Source organism: Rahnella perminowiae, from assembly GCF_019049695.1.
In the GTDB taxonomy this organism is placed as follows: domain Bacteria; phylum Pseudomonadota; class Gammaproteobacteria; order Enterobacterales; family Enterobacteriaceae; genus Rahnella; species Rahnella perminowiae.
This window is the reverse complement of the sequence record NZ_JAFMOT010000188.1, coordinates 1-17,727: the sequence shown is the minus strand read 5'-3', so window position 1 is coordinate 17,727 and position 17,727 is coordinate 1. Positions and strand designations below refer to the sequence as shown.

General features: G+C 52.8%; 13 protein-coding genes. 11 read left to right on the top strand and 2 right to left on the bottom strand.

Translation table 11 applies throughout. From position 1 onward, the window contains the following. Window positions 1-50: 50 nt before the first annotated feature. Window positions 51-4,025, bottom strand: a complete 3,975-nt coding sequence (gene putA, locus J1781_RS23560) for a trifunctional transcriptional regulator/proline dehydrogenase/L-glutamate gamma-semialdehyde dehydrogenase (RefSeq protein WP_217234282.1) — start codon at window positions 4,023-4,025, stop codon at window positions 51-53. 512 nt (window positions 4,026-4,537) lie between these two features. On the opposite strand from putA, the gene putP reads away from it, so the two are divergent. The 7 genes from putP to phoH all read left to right on the top strand — a co-directional run bounded on the left by putP (window position 4,538) and on the right by phoH (window position 12,421). Next, complete coding sequence (gene putP / locus J1781_RS23555; protein WP_129951475.1) at window positions 4,538-6,022, top strand: sodium/proline symporter PutP; 1,485 nt, start codon at window positions 4,538-4,540, stop codon at window positions 6,020-6,022. A 248-nt stretch (window positions 6,023-6,270) separates the two neighbouring features. After that, a complete protein-coding gene (gene efeU, locus J1781_RS23550; protein ID WP_129951474.1) occupies window positions 6,271-7,122 on the top strand; it encodes an iron uptake transporter permease EfeU in 852 nt (283 codons plus the stop codon). Between the two features lie 46 nt (window positions 7,123-7,168). Further along, on the top strand, window positions 7,169-8,296 hold the full coding sequence (gene efeO, locus J1781_RS23545; protein ID WP_129951473.1) for an iron uptake system protein EfeO: 1,128 nt from the start codon (window positions 7,169-7,171) through the stop codon (window positions 8,294-8,296). A 59-nt stretch (window positions 8,297-8,355) separates the two neighbouring features. Beyond that, window positions 8,356-9,651: an iron uptake transporter deferrochelatase/peroxidase subunit gene (gene efeB, locus J1781_RS23540; RefSeq protein ID WP_217234281.1), complete on the top strand. Its 1,296-nt coding sequence runs from the start codon at window positions 8,356-8,358 to the stop codon at window positions 9,649-9,651. Window positions 9,652-9,835: 184 nt separating this feature from the next. After that, window positions 9,836-10,984 (top strand): N-acetylmuramoyl-L-alanine amidase, encoded by a 1,149-nt coding sequence (locus J1781_RS23535; RefSeq protein WP_217138312.1) that lies wholly within the window; start codon window positions 9,836-9,838, stop codon window positions 10,982-10,984. A gap of 183 nt (window positions 10,985-11,167) precedes the next feature. Beyond that, a complete protein-coding gene (locus J1781_RS23530) occupies window positions 11,168-11,569 on the top strand; it encodes a hypothetical protein (protein WP_217234280.1) in 402 nt (133 codons plus the stop codon). A gap of 63 nt (window positions 11,570-11,632) precedes the next feature. Further along, window positions 11,633-12,421: a phosphate starvation-inducible protein PhoH gene (phoH, locus tag J1781_RS23525; protein ID WP_120131086.1), complete on the top strand. Its 789-nt coding sequence runs from the start codon at window positions 11,633-11,635 to the stop codon at window positions 12,419-12,421. Window positions 12,422-12,501: 80 nt separating this feature from the next. Here the strand turns inward: phoH and chaA are convergent, their stop codons facing one another. Beyond that, window positions 12,502-13,602 carry a sodium-potassium/proton antiporter ChaA gene (chaA, locus tag J1781_RS23520; protein WP_129951469.1) on the bottom strand — a complete coding sequence of 367 codons (1,101 nt, stop codon included), beginning with the start codon at window positions 13,600-13,602 and terminating at the stop codon, window positions 12,502-12,504. A gap of 471 nt (window positions 13,603-14,073) precedes the next feature. On the opposite strand from chaA, the gene chaB reads away from it, so the two are divergent. The 4 genes from chaB to J1781_RS23500 form a co-directional block, all read left to right on the top strand. Then, on the top strand, window positions 14,074-14,307 hold the full coding sequence (gene chaB / locus J1781_RS23515) for a putative cation transport regulator ChaB (RefSeq protein ID WP_129951468.1): 234 nt from the start codon (window positions 14,074-14,076) through the stop codon (window positions 14,305-14,307). Between the two features lie 338 nt (window positions 14,308-14,645). Further along, window positions 14,646-15,335: a gamma-glutamylcyclotransferase gene (locus J1781_RS23510; protein WP_129951467.1), complete on the top strand. Its 690-nt coding sequence runs from the start codon at window positions 14,646-14,648 to the stop codon at window positions 15,333-15,335. Between the two features lie 285 nt (window positions 15,336-15,620). After that, window positions 15,621-17,192 carry an ABC transporter substrate-binding protein gene (locus tag J1781_RS23505; RefSeq protein ID WP_129951466.1) on the top strand — a complete coding sequence of 524 codons (1,572 nt, stop codon included), beginning with the start codon at window positions 15,621-15,623 and terminating at the stop codon, window positions 17,190-17,192. Then, a partial coding sequence (locus J1781_RS23500) for an ABC transporter permease (RefSeq protein ID WP_217138309.1) occupies window positions 17,192-17,727 on the top strand: 536 nt, incomplete at its 3' end. The genes J1781_RS23505 and J1781_RS23500, both read left to right, overlap by 1 nt.

Below are 17,727 nucleotides of genomic sequence, written 5' to 3'. Positions count from 1 at the left end.
AGGCTTTTTAAAAGCCGCCCACTTGCAGCGGCTCTCCTGCAACTCATGCCTTACCCGATCGTCATCAGACTCGCATTTCCCCCGGCGGCAGCCGTATTCACGCTCAGTGAACGTTCATGTAACAGACGTTCCAGCAGAATATTGTCCTCACCGCGCGCAAAGCCCTGTACCGATATAATGGCTCCCGGACGCTGGGCAATGGTCTGGCAAAGTTCGCGCAACTGATCCGCATCACCGTGGTAAATCACCGCGTCAAACACCTGCGTGTCGGTCTGCCAGTCTTTGGCGAAATCGATACGCGCCTGTACCGCTTTTGGCAGGCTGTTGAACCAATCACGTTGCAACGGCGCTTCCGGCCAGAGAATACGGCAACCTGTCGCGGTGACGGCGGCAAGCTGGATCAGGGCATCGTCCTGATTATCAGCCAGCGCCAGAACGCGCTCACGCGGTAACAGCGCGTAAGTGTTGCGTTCGCCGGTAGGTCCCGGCAGGGTACGCAAGGTACCGCCCTGACTGGTTTGGGCGAAACGTTCGCAAACCGTGACAAACTGCTCGCGGTGCTTCTGTTCTGTCGCCCATTGTTGCAGCGCGCGGTGAGGTGCCAGCAAGGCCTCGCGGACGGAGGTATCGAGCGGCAGTTCGCGATCCTGCCGTAACAGGGTTTGCGGTACGGCGTCTTGCGGACGGCTGCTCAGCAGGCGATACAGATACAGCGGGCCACCGGCTTTCGGCCCCGTGCCTGATAAGCCTTCGCCACCAAACGGTTGCACGCCCACGACAGCACCCACCATATTGCGGTTTACGTACATATTGCCGACATGCGCCTGCTGCGTAACGCGATGAATGGTTTCGTCGATGCGGGTATGAATACCCAGCGTCAGGCCATACCCGGCGGCATTAATCTGACCGATCAGCTTATCCAGATCCTGACGCGCATAACGCACCACGTGCAGCACCGGCCCGAAGATTTCTTTCTTCATCTCATCGAAGCTTTCCAGCTCGATCAGCGTCGGTTTAACAAAGGTGCCGCGGCTCCATTCCTGCTGGTCAGCGGCAAATTCCTGCGCAGCCTGGTATACGGTGCGGCCTTTGGCACGCATCGCATCGATATGTGTTTCGATACCGGCTTTCGCTTCGGCGTCGATCACCGGCCCGATATCGGTACTCAGACGCTCCGGATTGCCCATGCGGCATTCCGCCATCGCACCGCGCAGCATTTGCAGCGTATGGTCGGCGACGTCGTCCTGAATACACAACACGCGCAGGGCGGAACAACGCTGACCCGCGCTGTCAAAGGCCGAGGCCACCACGTCCATGACCACCTGTTCGGTCAGCGCGGAAGAATCAACAATCATGGCGTTCAGTCCGCCGGTTTCGGCGATAAGCGGCGTCGGACGTCCCTGCGGATCCAGACGACCGGCAATGTTGCGTTGCAAGATACCCGCGACATCCGTCGAACCGGTAAACAGCACACCACGGACACGTTCGTCATTCACCAGCTGCGAACCGACCGTTTCCCCCTGACCGGGCAGCAGTTGCAATACGCCAGCCGGTACACCGGCTTCATGCAGAATGCCCACGGCCAGCGCAGCGACCAGCGGCGTTTGTTCAGCGGGTTTTGCCAGTACGCTGTTGCCTGCGGCGAGCGCGGCAGCAATCTGACCGGTAAAGATCGCCAGCGGGAAGTTCCACGGACTGATACAGACCACCGGCCCCAGCGGACGGTGTGTGTCATTGGCGAAATCTTCGCGGATCTGCCCGGCGTAATAATGCAGGAAATCTACGGCCTCACGCACTTCAGCGATGGCGTTATTAAAGGTTTTTCCTGCCTCGCGCACCAGCACACCAAGCAGGTTTTGCAACTGTGCTTCCATCAGTTCTGCGCCGCGTTGCAGGATGGCGGCACGTTCTTCGGGAGGTGTCGCAAACCATATCGCACCGGCAGCAGTTGAGGCATCCAGCGCACGGCTGATTTCCGCCTCCGTCGCTTCCCGAACATACCCGACGATATCGGTATTTTCAGAGGGATTGATCACCGGCAGGAATTCGCCATCATCCGTCTGCGCATCAATTATCGGTTGTGCTTTTACCGGATGGCTGGCGCTTTGCAGCAGGGCGCTGGACAGGGATGCCAGGCGGTGTTCGCTGGACATGTCCAGACCCGCAGAGTTGACGCGTTTGTCACCGTAAAGATTGCGCGGCAGTGCGATACGCGGGTGCGGTAGTCCGACCTGACCTTCACTGGCGGCCAGCGCTTCAACTGCCAGAACCGGATCGGCAACCAGTTCCCCGATCGGTAACGTGGCATCAGCGATACGGTTAACAAAGGACGTGTTCGCACCATTTTCCAGCAGACGACGCACCAGGTACGCCAGCAGCGTTTCATGTGTACCGACCGGGGCATAAATACGGCACGGGCGGTTCAGTTTGCCGTCAGAAATTTTCCCCACCACCTGCTCGTAAAGCGGTTCACCCATGCCGTGCAGACACTGGAATTCGTACTGTCCCGGATAATAGTTATTACCGGCCAGTTGATAAATCGCCGCCACGGTGTGGGCGTTATGCGTTGCGAACTGCGGATAAATCAGGTTTGGCACGGCCAGCAGTTTACGGGCGCAGGCCAGATAGGAAACATCGGTGTAAACCTTGCGGGTATAAACCGGATAATCCTCCAGACCGTCCATTTGCGCGCGCTTAATTTCGCTGTCCCAGTACGCGCCTTTCACCAGGCGGATCATCAGACGGCGGCGGCTGCGCTGTGCCAGATTGGTCAGGTAATCAATGACCATCGGACAACGTTTCTGATACGCCTGGATCACGAAGCCGATACCGTTCCAGCCGGCCAGTTCCGGTTCAAAGCACAGTTTTTCCAGCAAATCGAGAGAGATTTCCAGACGGTCAGCTTCTTCGGCATCAATGTTAATGCCGATGTCGTAACTGCGTGCCAGCAATGTCAGCGAAAGCAGGCGCGGATACAATTCTTCCATCACACGTTCATATTGCGCCCGGCTGTAACGCGGGTGCAGGGCGGAAAGTTTGATGGAAATGCCGGGGCCTTCATAAATGCCGCGACCATTGGATGCCTTGCCAATGGCATTGATCGCCTGCTGATAAGACAGTAAATAGGCCTGGGCATCTTTTCCGGTCAGCGCGGCTTCTCCCAGCATGTCGTAGGAATAGCGGAAACCTTTTTCTTCATGTTTACGGGCATTGGCCAGCGCTTCGGCGATGGTTTCACCGGTTACAAACTGTTCGCCCATCAGGCGCATCGCCATGTCCACGCCTTTGCGGATCAGGGGTTCACCGCTTTTACCGATAATACGGTTCAGAGATTTTGACAGACTTGCTTCATTGTGTGTCGCGACCAGTTTTCCGGTGAACAGCAAACCCCAGGTTGCGGCGTTAACGAACAGCGACGGGCTGCGTCCCAGATGTGAATGCCAGTTACCGTTGCTGATTTTGTCGCGGATTAACGCATCGCGTGTCGGTTTGTCGGGGATACGCAGCAATGCTTCCGCCAGACACATCAGCGCTACGCCTTCCTGAGAAGACAGAGAGAACTCCTGCAACAGGCTTTGCACCATCCCGGCGCGGCCGTTTGCACTCTTTTGGTTTCTGAGTCGGGTGGCGATATCAGCCGCGAGTTTCAGCGCTGCATCATTGAGCGGGGCAGGCAGACGCGCCTGTTCAAGCAGCATGGATACGGCTTCAGGCTCAGGGCGGCGATAGGCGGCGGTGATAGCCGAGCGGCTGACCGACTGTGGCAGAATTTGCTCAGCGAAATCAAGGAATGGCTGATGGGCTTCCTGAACAGGTTGTACAGCGGCATCTTCCGCACTTTCAGGTGCAGCGCCATTCAGTGCCGGAATTTCCGGCAGTGTATCGCCGTTTTCCAGCCGTTCAAGATAGGAAAATATCGCTTGTTTGATCAGCCAGTGCGGCGTGCGGTCAATTTTGTGAGCCGCTTCTTTTAGCCTGTCACGCGTACCTTCATCCAGCTTCACGCCCATCGTGGTCATACCCATGCGCAAACACTCCATATGAAAAATTTCAGGTGAATTCGTTATCTTTATGTCGAGCAATATCTTCTATGTTGCAACCTTGTGCAACCTTGTTAATGCATGAAGTGTGCCTGTTGTGATTCACCTGGCATTTTTAACAAGAAAATAACGGCATGGATCTTGCCTGTCTTGTCATGGCGTCAATATCAAGGGTTGTATCGGGTGCAACTTTCCGCGCTGCAAAGTACAACCCGTATTGCGGATAACTGTGATGGAGGGTGAATTTTGTGTATTTGAAATGTTAAAAATATTGAAAAGTGGATAAGGCTAAACCAGTATCCGGCTCGACAGTAATTTTGAATAAAAACCATACAGAGTCAGTGACTATATAAAAATATGGAGAGTCTTGCTGCAACCTTTAGAGGTTTCAGCCATCATCTCGCCCCGGCAGGTTTTTGGCAGCACTTCGGGTGGAGTGCTGCCGGGACAGACAGGTGCCGGACAACATCGCAAAAAATAAGAAAGTGGAGAATGGAATGACAATGAACACACCGATGCTGGTGACGTTTTGTGTTTATATTTTCGGGATGATTTTGATTGGGCTCATCGCGTATCTACGAACCAAAAACTTTGATGATTATATTTTGGGCGGACGCAGTCTGGGCAGCGTGGTCACGGCGCTGTCCGCCGGTGCTTCCGACATGAGTGGCTGGTTGTTAATGGGGCTGCCGGGTGCGATTTTTATTTCCGGCATTTCGGAAAGTTGGATCGCGATTGGTCTGACTATCGGCGCATACCTGAACTGGAAACTGGTGGCGGGGCGGCTACGTGTACACACCGAAGCCAATAACAATGCGCTGACGTTGCCGGATTACTTTACGCATCGTTTTGAAGATTCGAGCAAGCTGCTGCGCATTATTTCCGCGATTGTGATTTTGGTGTTCTTCACCATTTATTGTGCCTCCGGCATCGTGGCCGGTGCACGTCTGTTTGAAAGCACCTTCGGCATGACGTACCAGACCGCGCTGTGGGCCGGCGCGGCGGCGACTATCCTTTATACCTTTATCGGCGGTTTTCTGGCCGTCAGCTGGACCGATACCGTGCAGGCCAGCCTGATGATTTTTGCACTGATCCTGACACCGGTTATCGTCATCCTCGCCGTTGGCGGCATTGATACCTCGATGATGGTCATCAAAGCCAAAAATCCTGAATACACTGATATGTTTAAGGGCATGAATCTGGTGGCGATACTGTCATTGCTGGGCTGGGGGCTGGGCTATTTCGGTCAGCCGCACATTCTGGCGCGTTTCATGGCGGCCGATTCTCACTTCACTATCCGCAGAGCGCGCCGTATCAGCATGACATGGATGATTTTATGTCTGGCGGGTACCATCGCTGTAGGATTCTTCGGCATCGCGTACTTCAGCAATAATCCGGCTGAAGCGGGCAACGTGACGCAAAACGGTGAGCGCGTGTTCATCGAGCTGGCGAAAATTCTGTTCAACCCGTGGATTGCCGGGATCTTGTTGTCCGCTATTCTGGCAGCGGTCATGAGTACCCTGAGTTGTCAGCTGCTGGTGTGTTCAAGCGCCATTACTGAAGATTTCTACAAAGCTTTTCTGCGAAAAGGCGCCAGTCAGCGCGAACTTGTGTGGGTGGGGCGTGCAATGGTGCTGATCGTGGCGCTGATTGCTATTGCGCTGGCTGCCAACCCGCAAAACCGGGTTCTCGGTTTGGTCAGTTATGCCTGGGCCGGTTTCGGTGCCGCATTCGGGCCGGTGATCCTGATTTCCGTGATGTGGAAACGTATGACGCGTAACGGTGCCCTGGCGGGGATGTTGGTCGGTGCAATAACGGTGATCCTGTGGAAACAATATGGCTGGGCTGAATTATACGAAATCATTCCCGGTTTCATTTTCGCGTCACTGGCTATCTGGATTGTCAGCCTGACGGGGCGTAAGCCTTCCGCCGCTGTTGAGCAGCGTTTCACCGCCGCAGAAGCGGAATATAAAACTGTTTAACCGATAATCTCCTGTTGTGTCACTCAGACCGGGGTCATTCAGGCCCCGGTTTTCAGCATTTTCCGCCGCATAAGCCTTCCGTCTGATTTTTTCATGTGTATTTACCGATCCCCTTTCAAAAAAAGGATCGGTTGCCTCTTGTATTTCTTTTGGCAAGAATGATAATCACTATCGTTTCTTTTTACTTTTCTTTACAGAGGCCTCATACATTCTGTGGTTCGTCAGAATTCAGGGGCCGGGAGCTCGTCATGTTCGTTCCGTTTCTCATTATGTTTCGCGAAGGGCTGGAAGCTGCGCTGATCGTCAGCCTGATTGCCAGCTACCTCAAACGGACGCAACGCGGGCAGTGGCTCGGTGTGGTCTGGATTGGCGTTTTCATCGCCGCTGCGCTGTGCCTGGCGCTCGGTCTTTTCATCAATGCCACGACCGGTGAGTTTCCGCAAAAACAACAGGAGCTGTTTGAAGGTATCGTCGCCGTCGTCGCGGTGTGCATTCTCACATACATGGTGTTCTGGATGCGCAAAGTGTCACGGTCTATCAAAGTGCATCTGGAAGGGGCCATTGATCATGCGCTGAATTCCGGTCGCGGTCAGGGCTGGGCACTGGTTGCGATGGTGTTTTTTGCGGTTGCGCGTGAAGGGCTGGAATCGGTGTTTTTCCTGCTGGCAGCCTTCCAGCAAGACGTGGGTATTGAAGCCCCGATCGGTGCAGTGCTTGGCCTCGGCGCGGCCATCGTGCTGGGTTTCCTGATTTATTACGGCGGCGTGAAACTGCATCTGGCGAAGTTTTTCAAATGGACCAGCCTGTTCATCCTGTTTGTCGCCGCCGGACTGGCTGCGGGCGCTATCCGCGCGTTCCACGAAGCGGGGTTGTGGAACCGTATGCAGGACATTGCCTTTGATCTGAGCGGGACTTTATCCACACACTCTTTATTTGGCACCTTGCTGGAAGGGATGTTCGGGTATCAGGAAGCGCCGACGGTCAGCGAAGTTGCGGTGTATTTCCTGTATCTGATCCCCGCGCTGTTCCTGTTCTTTATTCCACAGAGTAAATCGCCTGTGGCTGCGCCGGTTTCTGCCGGGCAAAAAACACAACGTTAATTTTATCAACTTCATTCCTCATTTTGCCCTTGCCACGGAGTTACACATGCCACATTTTCGCCGTAAAGCTTTACAGATCGCCCTGTTGTCCCTGCCGGCCTTTGCGCTGAGCGCCAACGCGCTGGCTGCTGATGTTCGTCAGGTCAAAATTGCTGTTAATGACAAACAATGTGAACCGATGACGCTGACCGTGCCGGCCGGTAAAACTCAGTTTGTTATCCATAACAACAGTCAGAAAAACCTGGAATGGGAAATCCTCAAAGGCGTGATGGTGGTGGAAGAACGTGAAAACGTGGCGCCGGGTTTCACGCAGAAAATGACGGCTAACCTTGAGCCGGGCGAATACGACATGACCTGCGGCCTGCTGAGCAATCCGAAAGGTAAACTGACGGTTACCGCTGAAGGTACGGCCGCTTCCGGCAAGCCTGACGCCATGGCGCTGGTCGGCCCGATTGCGGAATACAAAGTGTATGTGACTCAGCAGGTGGCTGAACTGGTGGCACATACCAAAGCCTTTACGGACGCGGTGAAGAAGGGCGATCTGGCGAAAGCGCAATCCCTGTACGCTTCTACCCGTGTTTACTATGAGCGCATCGAACCGATTGCCGAACTGTTCTCTGATCTGGACGGCAGCATCGATGCCCGTGAAGATGATTTCGAGAAAAAAGCCGAAGATCCTAACTTCACCGGTTTCCACCGTCTGGAGAAAATCCTTTTCGCTGACAAAACCACCCAGGGCACCGAACCGTTTGCCGACAAGCTGTATGCCGATACCGTTGATTTGCAAAAACGTATCGCAGAGCTGACCTTCCCGCCAAGTAAAGTGGTCGGCGGCGCAGCGGGCCTGATTGAAGAAGTGGCCGCCAGCAAAATAAGCGGCGAAGAAGATCGTTACAGCCGCACTGATCTGTGGGATTTCCGGGCCAACCTTGATGGCGCACAGAAAATTGTCAATCTGCTGCGTCCGTTGCTGGTCAAAGCCGACAAACCGTTGCTGGATAAAATCGACGCCAACTTCAAAACCGTTGATGCGCTGCTGGACAAATATAAAACCAAAGACGGTTACGAGAATTACGAAAAACTGTCTGATGCGGACCGTAACGCAATGAAAGGTCCTATCACCACGCTGGCAGAAGACTTGTCCAAACTGCGCGGTGTACTTGGTTTAGATTGATATCTTTAGCGCCTCCCCCTGCGCAGGAGGAGGCGCTTTTAAATTCCTGAGGCATAGCAATGAGCAACAAAAACGATAATCAGAACGAAGTTTCTTCTTCCCGCCGCAGTTTACTCAAGGGCGTGGGATTGTTAGGCGGGGCATTTGCCCTGGGCGGCGCAGCCACAGCGCAGGCTGAGAAAACACCCGAAGCAAAGAACGAATATACACCAGGGACTGTTTCCCCTGACGAGCGCTGGGGTAAGCAACCCTATTATGGCGAGCATCAGGCGGGTATTTTAACGCCGCAACAGGCATCGATGATGCTGGTTTCCTTTGACGTGCTGGCCACTAACAAAGCTGATCTGGAGCGTCTTTTCCGTCTCCTCGATTCACGTTTTGCCTTCCTGACCACAGGCGGCACTGCGCCTTCAATGGATCCGAAATTTCCGCCCATGGATTCAGGGGTGATGGGCGCAGAAATCTACCCGGACAATCTGACCATGACGCTTTCTGTCGGGGATTCTCTGTTTGATGAGCGCTTCGGGCTGGCACCACATAAGCCTTTGAAATTACAACGCATGACACGTTTCCCGAATGATTCTCTGGATGCCAAACTCTGTCACGGTGACCTGTCCTTGCAAATTTGCGCCAACAACAGCGATACCGTGGTGCATGCGCTGCGGGACATCATCAAATATACGCCTGATTTACTCAGCGTACGCTGGCGTCGTGACGGCTTTATTTCGTCCCATGCGGCGCGCAGTCAGGGCAAAGAAACGCCGATCAATCTTCTGGGCTTTAAGGATGGTACGGCGAACCCGGATGCCAAAGATAAACCTTTGATGGATAAAGTTATCTGGGTGACCGGCGGGCAGGGCGAACCGGCCTGGACGGTGGGCGGCAGTTATCAGGTGACACGTCTGATCCCGTTCAAGGTGGAATCCTGGGACCGCACGCCGCTGCAGGAGCAGCAGTCTATTTTCGGGCGCGACAAAGCCACCGGCGCACCGCTGGGGATGGAAAAAGAGCACGACGTGCCGGATTACGAAAAAGACCCGGATGGCAAGACGATCCGCCTCGATGCGCATATCCGTCTGGCGAATCCGCGCACTAAAGCCACCGGAGACAGCCTGATGTTGCGCCGTGGCTACAGCTATTCCCTGGGTGTGACTAATTCCGGGCAACTGGAAATGGGACTGGTTTTTGTCTGTTATCAGCATGACCTGGAAAAAGGTTTCCTGACCGTGCAGAAACGTCTGAACGGTGAAGCGCTGGAAGAATATATCCGCCCTAACGGTGGTGGCTTCTTCTTCACGTTACCGGGCAATAAAGACGAAAGTCACTATCTCGGACAATCGTTAATCGAAGCGTAATTTAACTCCTTCCCTTCGCCGGGGAGGGAGCCGATCCCAGAGGAGCCCAAACCAGACATCATTTTTACGCCTGGTTACGCATTTCATTGCCTGTTAATACTCCGCCTCATCCAAAAAAATCTCAGTAATGTCATGATGATAAATCGCAAAACTGATTTATTACGTTGCCTGTTCTGAGACTGTTATGACCATCAACCATACCCGCAGAAAATTACTGATTTTTGGCATCGGACTGTCGCTGACCGCGCCGCGTTTGTACGCCGCCCAAAAAGCGGTGCGGATCACCATGACTTCAGATGCCAGTCAGATTCACCTGGCACTCCCTGCGGCAGATAAACGCTGTCGCGTGTTTATGCTCAGTGCGCCGGAGCGGGTCGTGATTGATATGCCGTTGACATCATTTCCGCCGGAACTTGAGCATGCACTGACCGTGGTGCGGCAGAAATTTTCCTGGGTCACAGAAGGGCGCATTGCTCATTTCAGCCCTGAGGTGGCGCGTATCGTGTTGCAGGTGAACAGTAAACCGAAGATTACGCGTAACACGGAAAATGGTGTCCTGACGGTGACGATATCGGCAGAAAGCCATGCTGCCGCAATTGGGCCGGTCGTGTCCCCTGCGCCGCAGGCGGAGAAACCGCTGCTGGTCATGATCGATCCGGGTCATGGCGGCAAGGATCCGGGGGCAATCGGTAATGAAGGCACTTATGAAAAACATGTCGTGCTGCATATCGCCAAACGCCTGCAAACTTTGCTCAGCCAGCAGCACGGTATTCACGCCGTGCTGACCCGGCAGGATGATGTATTTATTCCGCTTTATCACCGCGTCAGTCTGGCGCATCAGCATGCGGCGGATCTGTTTATCTCGATACATGCCGACGGTTTCACCAACGATCTGGTCTCCGGAGCATCGGTTTTCGCACTGTCTGAACACGGCGCAGGCAGTGCGATGGCGCGCTATTTATCGCAAAGCGAAAACAGCGTCGATGTGTTGTACGACGACGATTTTAAAACGGACGATCAATATCTTAAAGAAACACTGTTTGATCTCGACCAGCACGAAACCATTCACCGCAGCCTGGATTTTGGCAGACATCTGGCAGCAAATATCAGTAAAGTCCATCACATGCACAGCCCGCATCCGGAACAGGCAGGTTTTGCGGTACTGAAATCCCCGCGTATTCCTTCCGTGCTGGTGGAGACATCTTTCATCACCAATAAACAGGAAGAAAAATTACTGGGTGAGCCGGTGTTTCAGGAGAAAATGGCCCATGCGCTGGCCGAAGGGATTAACAGTTACTTCATCAATGAAAAGAAAAATAATCTGCTGAGCTGAGAGAAATTCAGCATGATTAAAGAGGATCTGAAAAAGATCCTCATGATCCTATTGACGTCAGCCACAAACTTTTTTACATTTTGGTAACGCAAATGTTTCAGTTGTCATTATACTGACATTTATAAGCGGTAGTTTTCACGAGGTGTACGGCAGGTGCCGTTAATAACACTGCGGGGAGCGCGAATGGTAAAGTCCATGTTTGGGCTATTGATCGAAAATAATCCACTTTTCTCATTCACCCGTTGTTGCTTAAATGCAAACGGGGGCAAGGCTTCCGACTCTCTATTATTTCAGGATTTACTTTCAGGTTTTTCCTACCGCTTTTTACAAAAAATATCATCCACCCAACCCCAACCCTGTTGTTTAACTGACCGCCTATTTGTTGGTGAAAATGATGTGAATATCACTGGCTTTTATTCTGGACGTTTTATTGTATGGGTCAGCGGTTTGTCATTATTGACAATGCCTCCTCGTGAACAGAAAACAACCCAAAGAGTTTCCGTTAATTCCTTCAGGTTCTTTTCCTCTTCACGTTATTCATTGGCTCCACTTGGTCTAAAAGGAGACCAAAACCTCATTTGTTAGTGAAACATAACCGTGCGGGCATTATGCCTTAGCGTTAAGTGAATCAAACTGTAAGGTGCCACTATGGGAAGACAGAAAGCAGTGATCAAAGCTCGTCGTGAAGCAAAACGTGTTATTCGTAATGATTCACGCAGTCACCGCCAGCGCGAGGAAGAGTCTGTGACGTCATTGGTACAGATGGGCGGTTTGGAATCGATCGGCATGGCTCGCGACTCCCGCGATACGTCCGTCATCGAAGCGCGTACTGAAGCTCAAGGTCATTACTTATCAGCCATAGAGAATAAGCAGTTAATTTTTGCCACCGGTGAAGCCGGTTGCGGCAAAACATTTATCAGCGCTGCGAAAGCGGCAGAGGCATTAATTCACAAAGAAATCGACAGAATTATTGTGACACGTCCGGTATTGCAAGCCGATGAAGATCTCGGTTTCCTGCCCGGTGATATTTCTGAGAAGTTTGCACCTTATTTCCGTCCGGTCTACGACATTCTGCTACGTCGTCTGGGTTCATCATTTCTGCAATATTGTTTGCGACCGGAAATAGGCAAGGTGGAAATTGCGCCATTCGCTTATATGCGCGGGCGTACTTTCGAAAACGCGGTGGTTATTCTGGACGAAGCGCAGAATGTCACAGCCAGCCAGATGAAAATGTTCCTGACCCGTCTCGGCGAAAATGTGACGGTGATTGTTAACGGTGATATTACCCAGTGCGATTTACCACGTGGCGTAGTATCGGGGCTCAGCGATGCAATGTCCCGCTTCGAAGAAGACGAGATGATCGGCATCATTCAGTTTGGTAAAGAGGACTGTGTGCGTTCGGAGCTGTGTAAACGCACCTTGCACGCTTACTCTTAATTCTCCCATCGTTCCCATGAAAAAGGCCGCTTATCTGAGCGGCCTTTCTTTTTGTGCCTCCGCCTTCGCAGGAGAGGGGGTTAAAGCATTATCAGCATCATATAGGCACAAAACAACGCAAGATGCGCGGTACCGTTTAATACATTGGTACGGCCGGTGGAGAAGGAAATCTGGCACAGAATCAGCACTGCCAGCATCACCACAATGTTTGCCGGGTCAAGACTGAAAATCAAATCCTGGCCTGTCAGCGTGGCAATGACGGTCACTGCCGGAACGGTCAGTGAAATTGTCGCCAGCACGGAGCCGAAGAACAAATTCATGGCGCGCTGCACCTGATTTTTCAGCACGGCTTTCAGTGCGCCCAGACCTTCCGGAGAGAGGATCAGTAACGCGACCAGGAAACCCGTGAACTGCGCAGGGGCATTCAGTTCTGTCAGCAGGCTTTCCAGCGGATTAGCATTGAACTTGGTCACCGCAATAACCAGTACCAGATGGACGATCAACCACAGGGTGTGTGTCAGATTGCTTTTTGACGATGGCTTGCCATGCCCCTCTTCTTCACCTTCATCTTCATGCTCGTAGATAAACAGGCTCTGATGAGTTTTGGTCTGAATAAGCAGAAATACGCCGTACATGGCGGCTGAAATCACTGCCACAAACAACGCCTGTGGCGTCGAGAAATTGCCCGCCGGCAAGGCGGCAGGCAGCACCAGCACAATCACCGCCAGCGGGAATATCGCCATCAGGTACTGTTTGATACCGCCGAGATTGACATACTGTGTCGCAAACTTACGCCCGCCTAATAACAGGGCCACGCCCACCAGACCGGCGGTAACAATCATAATGATCGAGAATAACGTGTCACGCATCAGCGCGGGGGCGGCATCGCCGGTCGCCATCAGGGCCGAAATCAGGCTGACTTCGAGGATCACGACGGAAAGGCTGAGGATCAGCGACCCGTACGGTTCGCCAAGACGGTGCGCCAGAACATCGGCATGGCGTACGACGCTGAACGCACTGGCGAGGATACCGACCAGCGCGATGAGATTAATGCCGACAACCGAGGCGAAGTTACTGCTGTTGCCCCAGAGGACGAGAACGAGAAGTGCAGCGATGGGAAAAACCAGGGAGTATTCCTGATGGCGGGTTTTGATTTTTGGATGTTCCTGTGAAGACACCATGATGATTATTCTCCTTATAAACGCTCACGTAATAACAACCGCCTGTCTGTCAGTTGTCAGCAAAATGCCTGGCAGCATTAAGGTATAACCCATTAAGTATAGTAGATAAATTAACCTATTAATAGAATAAAATCAGGCTTAAGACATAAAGCATGCAATAGCCTTCATTTATCAGGCCGGGATTTGGATTAAATGATGATAAAAATTAAATTAATTGTGATTGTTAAAATATTAAGTCTTTTTAAAACAACCAATTAATATGTTATAACGAAAATATAGCGTTTATGCGTCAATTTATGTAAATACCGGGAGTACCCATATAAATTGCTGGCGCCGAGATGCCGCCAGCAGCACGATAACGAGAATAATCTGGCGGAGTCCTTTGAGGGTAGCAGCTAGACTTAACATTGTGCGTACACACCGCACACAAAAATTATCAGTGCCATGCACGCCATGAAAAAGGAGACGACTATGCCTTATCAGAACCGAGCAGCGTTGCCTGAATCCGTGCGCAACGTGCTGCCTGCCCACGCACAGGATATCTATAAGGAAGCGTTTAACAGCGCATGGGATGAATATAAAAAACCCAAAGACCGGCAGGGCGATGACTCCCGGGAGGAAACGGCGCACAAAGTTGCCTGGGCTGCAGTGAAACATGGATATAAAAAAGGAGACGATGATAAGTGGCACCCTAAGAAATCCTGATGTTTATGGCAGGTGAGGGCGTTCCCTCACCTGCCTGAAGACCTGCCCGCCCCTCCGTTTTTGTTTTATTCCCGCCCGAAATATCAACATTCATACAATGTTCATAAAATAATCACTTTATTTTCCTTTTGTGATCACTCTCAACCTTGATTGCAACGAAAGAAACGAATAAGGTTTCATCCTGTGGGGGTATACGAAACTTCTTAATAAAATTGCCCCGCAGCCTGAAGCTCAGGCAAAAACTGTCCGATAACATCAACAGATGAAACCCACCACAGCGGAGAACACAGCGTTAACAGCATGTCATGTTCAAAAGTAAGTCGTACCTGGGGGAATGAATGTTAACTCGAGATTTCCTGCGTAACGCAGATTGCAAAACAGCATTTGGCAGCATTGATGAATCGATGCTACTGACCCCTGAACAGCGCGCTGCCTCTTTGTGCTGCACGCTGGCGCGTCGCCCCGACAACAGCCCGGTCTGGATTTTTGGTTACGGTTCACTGATGTGGAACCCGGTTTTTGACTCAGAAGAGGCGCGGCCTGCCACCTTGCACGGTTATCATCGTGCCTTCTGTCTGCGTCTGACCGCCGGGCGTGGCACCCTTGCGCAACCCGGCCGTATGCTGGCGCTGCGGGATGGCGGCAAAACCACTGGCCTGGCGTTCCGTCTGCCTGAAGACACCCTTCTCGATGAACTCGAACTGCTGTGGAAACGTGAAATGCTCACCGGCTGTTACCGTCCGACCTGGTGCGAACTGGATCTCGACGATGGCCGCAAGGTGACCGCGCTGGTGTTTATTATGGATCCCTCGCACCCGCAATATGAAGCCGATACCGATTATCAGGTTATCGCCCCACTGATTGCGCAGGCCAGCGGCCCGCTCGGCACCAATGCGCAATACCTGTTTGCACTGGAAAAAGAGCTGAACAACTACGGCATGCGTGACGATTGTATGAGCGAGCTGGTCAAACAGGTGCGGATGCTGTTGTCTGTTTCTCCGGGTCTGGATGTCCCGGGACTGAGTTAACGTCGCGTCTGGTATTGCCGGCTGTGCGGGGTTGCCGTGCAGCCATTTCATTCATCTCTCCCGTTTTAAGCGCCTGCCTTTTCGCTGTTCATAAAATATCTCCACCACGGGCTTTGTACAGTAACAATCCGCCGCAAAGCCCCGTCTTGCCTCATTAATAACCAATCAGATAACGTTATGCAAAATTCGCATAACGATAGTCTTTATCAGACTTTCTGCCAGATAGAAGAAACTTTACACTCAACAAAATCTTAGCAATTTCGCTACCTTGGAGAGTCTGTCTTGATGAAAGCTTTATTACCGTCCGTTCTGTTTACGGCTATTGCGGCTACTTTCTCCGTGCAGGCTGCTACGCCGCCGGATACGCTGGTTATCGCACAATCCATTGATGACACCTCCAGTTTTGACCCGGCGCAGGGATTTGAACTGACCACGGTTCAGGCTTTTAATAATATTTATCAGCGCCTGGTCCAGTCTGACCCGAACAATCCGATCGATTTAAAACCGACGCTGGCGGCCTCCTGGGAAGCAGGCAAAGATAACCGCAGCCTGACCTTCACGCTGTCACCGAAAGTCACCTTTGCCAGTGGCAATCCGCTGACTGCCGATGACGTCATATTCTCGTTATCACGCGTGGTGAAGCTGAATCTGGAGCCTTCATTTATCCTGACGCAACTGGGCTGGACCGATAAAAACGTCGATACCTTCCTGACTAAGATTGATGACCAGCATGTGAAAGTCAGCTGGACTGCCGATGTCAGCCCGTCATTCGTGCTGAGCCTGCTGTCTGCGCCGGTATCTTCTATCGTGGACAGTAAACTGGTGAAAGCTAACGCCACCGCTGACGACCTTGGTCACCAGTGGCTGAGCAATCATTCTGCCGGTTCCGGCCCTTACCAGATCCGTAACTACATACCGCATGAAGTCGTGATTTTATCTGCGAACCCGACCTCACCGGAAGGCGCGCCGAAGCTGAAAACCATTCTGATCAAAAACGTACCGGATCCTGCTGCGCGCCGCTTGCTGATCGAGCAGGGGGATGCCGATATGGCGCGTAATCTCGGTTCTGACCAGATGGCTGCACTCGCCGGTAAAAAGGGTGTTAAGCCTCTGGCGATCCCGTATGCCTCACTGTACTTCATGCAGTTCAATGTCAAAGCCTCCCCGGCGCTGGGTAATCCTGCATTCTGGGAAGCGGCCCGCTACCTGTTCGATTACAACCACATTGCTCATGATCTGATGAAAGATCAGTTCCAGGTGCATCAGGCCTTCCTGCCGGAAGGCTATCTGGGCGCGCTGAACGACACGCCATACACCTATGACCCGGCAAAAGCCAAAGCGATTCTGGCGAAAGCCGGGCTGACTAACGTCAGTTTCACACTCTCTACCGCCAATCAGCCGCCGTATCTGGACATCGCACAGGCGCTGCAGGCCAGCTTTGCGCAGGGCGGCGTAACGGTGAAACTGGATCCGGGTTTGAGCTCGCAGATTTCTACCAAAGTGAAATCACACAATTACGACGCGTATATGTCGTCATGGGGACCGGATTACTTTGACCCGAACACCAACGCTTCAGCGTTTGCTTTCAACCCGGAAGAGGGAAGCAGCAAAACACTGGCATGGCGCGCTAACTGGTCCATTCCGGCACTCAATAAACTGACGCTGGCTGCGATTGCGGAACCGGATCAGGCCAAACGCGTGGCGGATTACCGTCAGTTGCAGCTGGAAGTCCAGAAAAACTCGCCGTTTGTGATTGGTCTGCAAGCCAAAAGCCTGATTGCCGTACGCGACAACATTAAAGGTTACGTGCAGGGCATCAACCCTGACATGGTCTTTTACAGCAAGGTCACGAAGTAATGGCAGACAGTTCAACACCCGCCGGATTCGTCCGGCAGGGTTGGCGCTGGTCAGGCCGTTTGCTGACCGGCGTGATTTCGCTGGCACTGACGCTGCTCGGACTGCTGGCGTTTACTTTCACGCTTTCCCATCTCGCCCCGATTGATCCGACGTTACAGGTGGCCGGCGATCACGCCAGCGAAGCCACCTATGCGCAGGTGCGTCGCGATTTAGGTCTCGATCAGTCCGTACCGGTACAATTTGTCCGTTATCTCGATCACCTGGCGCACGGCGATATGGGAATTTCCCGTATTACCGCGCAGCCGGTGGCCAGCGATCTGATGCGTACATTCCCGGCAACGGTTGAGCTGGCGACTTGTGCCATCCTGCTCGGCGGCACCTTCGGGATTTTGCTGGCGCTGCTGGCGGTATGGAAACCGGGAAGCTGGCTGGATAATGCGGCAAGGCTGGTGTCGTTGCTCGGGTATTCCGTGCCGATTTTCTGGCTTAGCCTGCTCGGCCTTTTACTATTTTACGCGGTACTGCACTGGGCGGG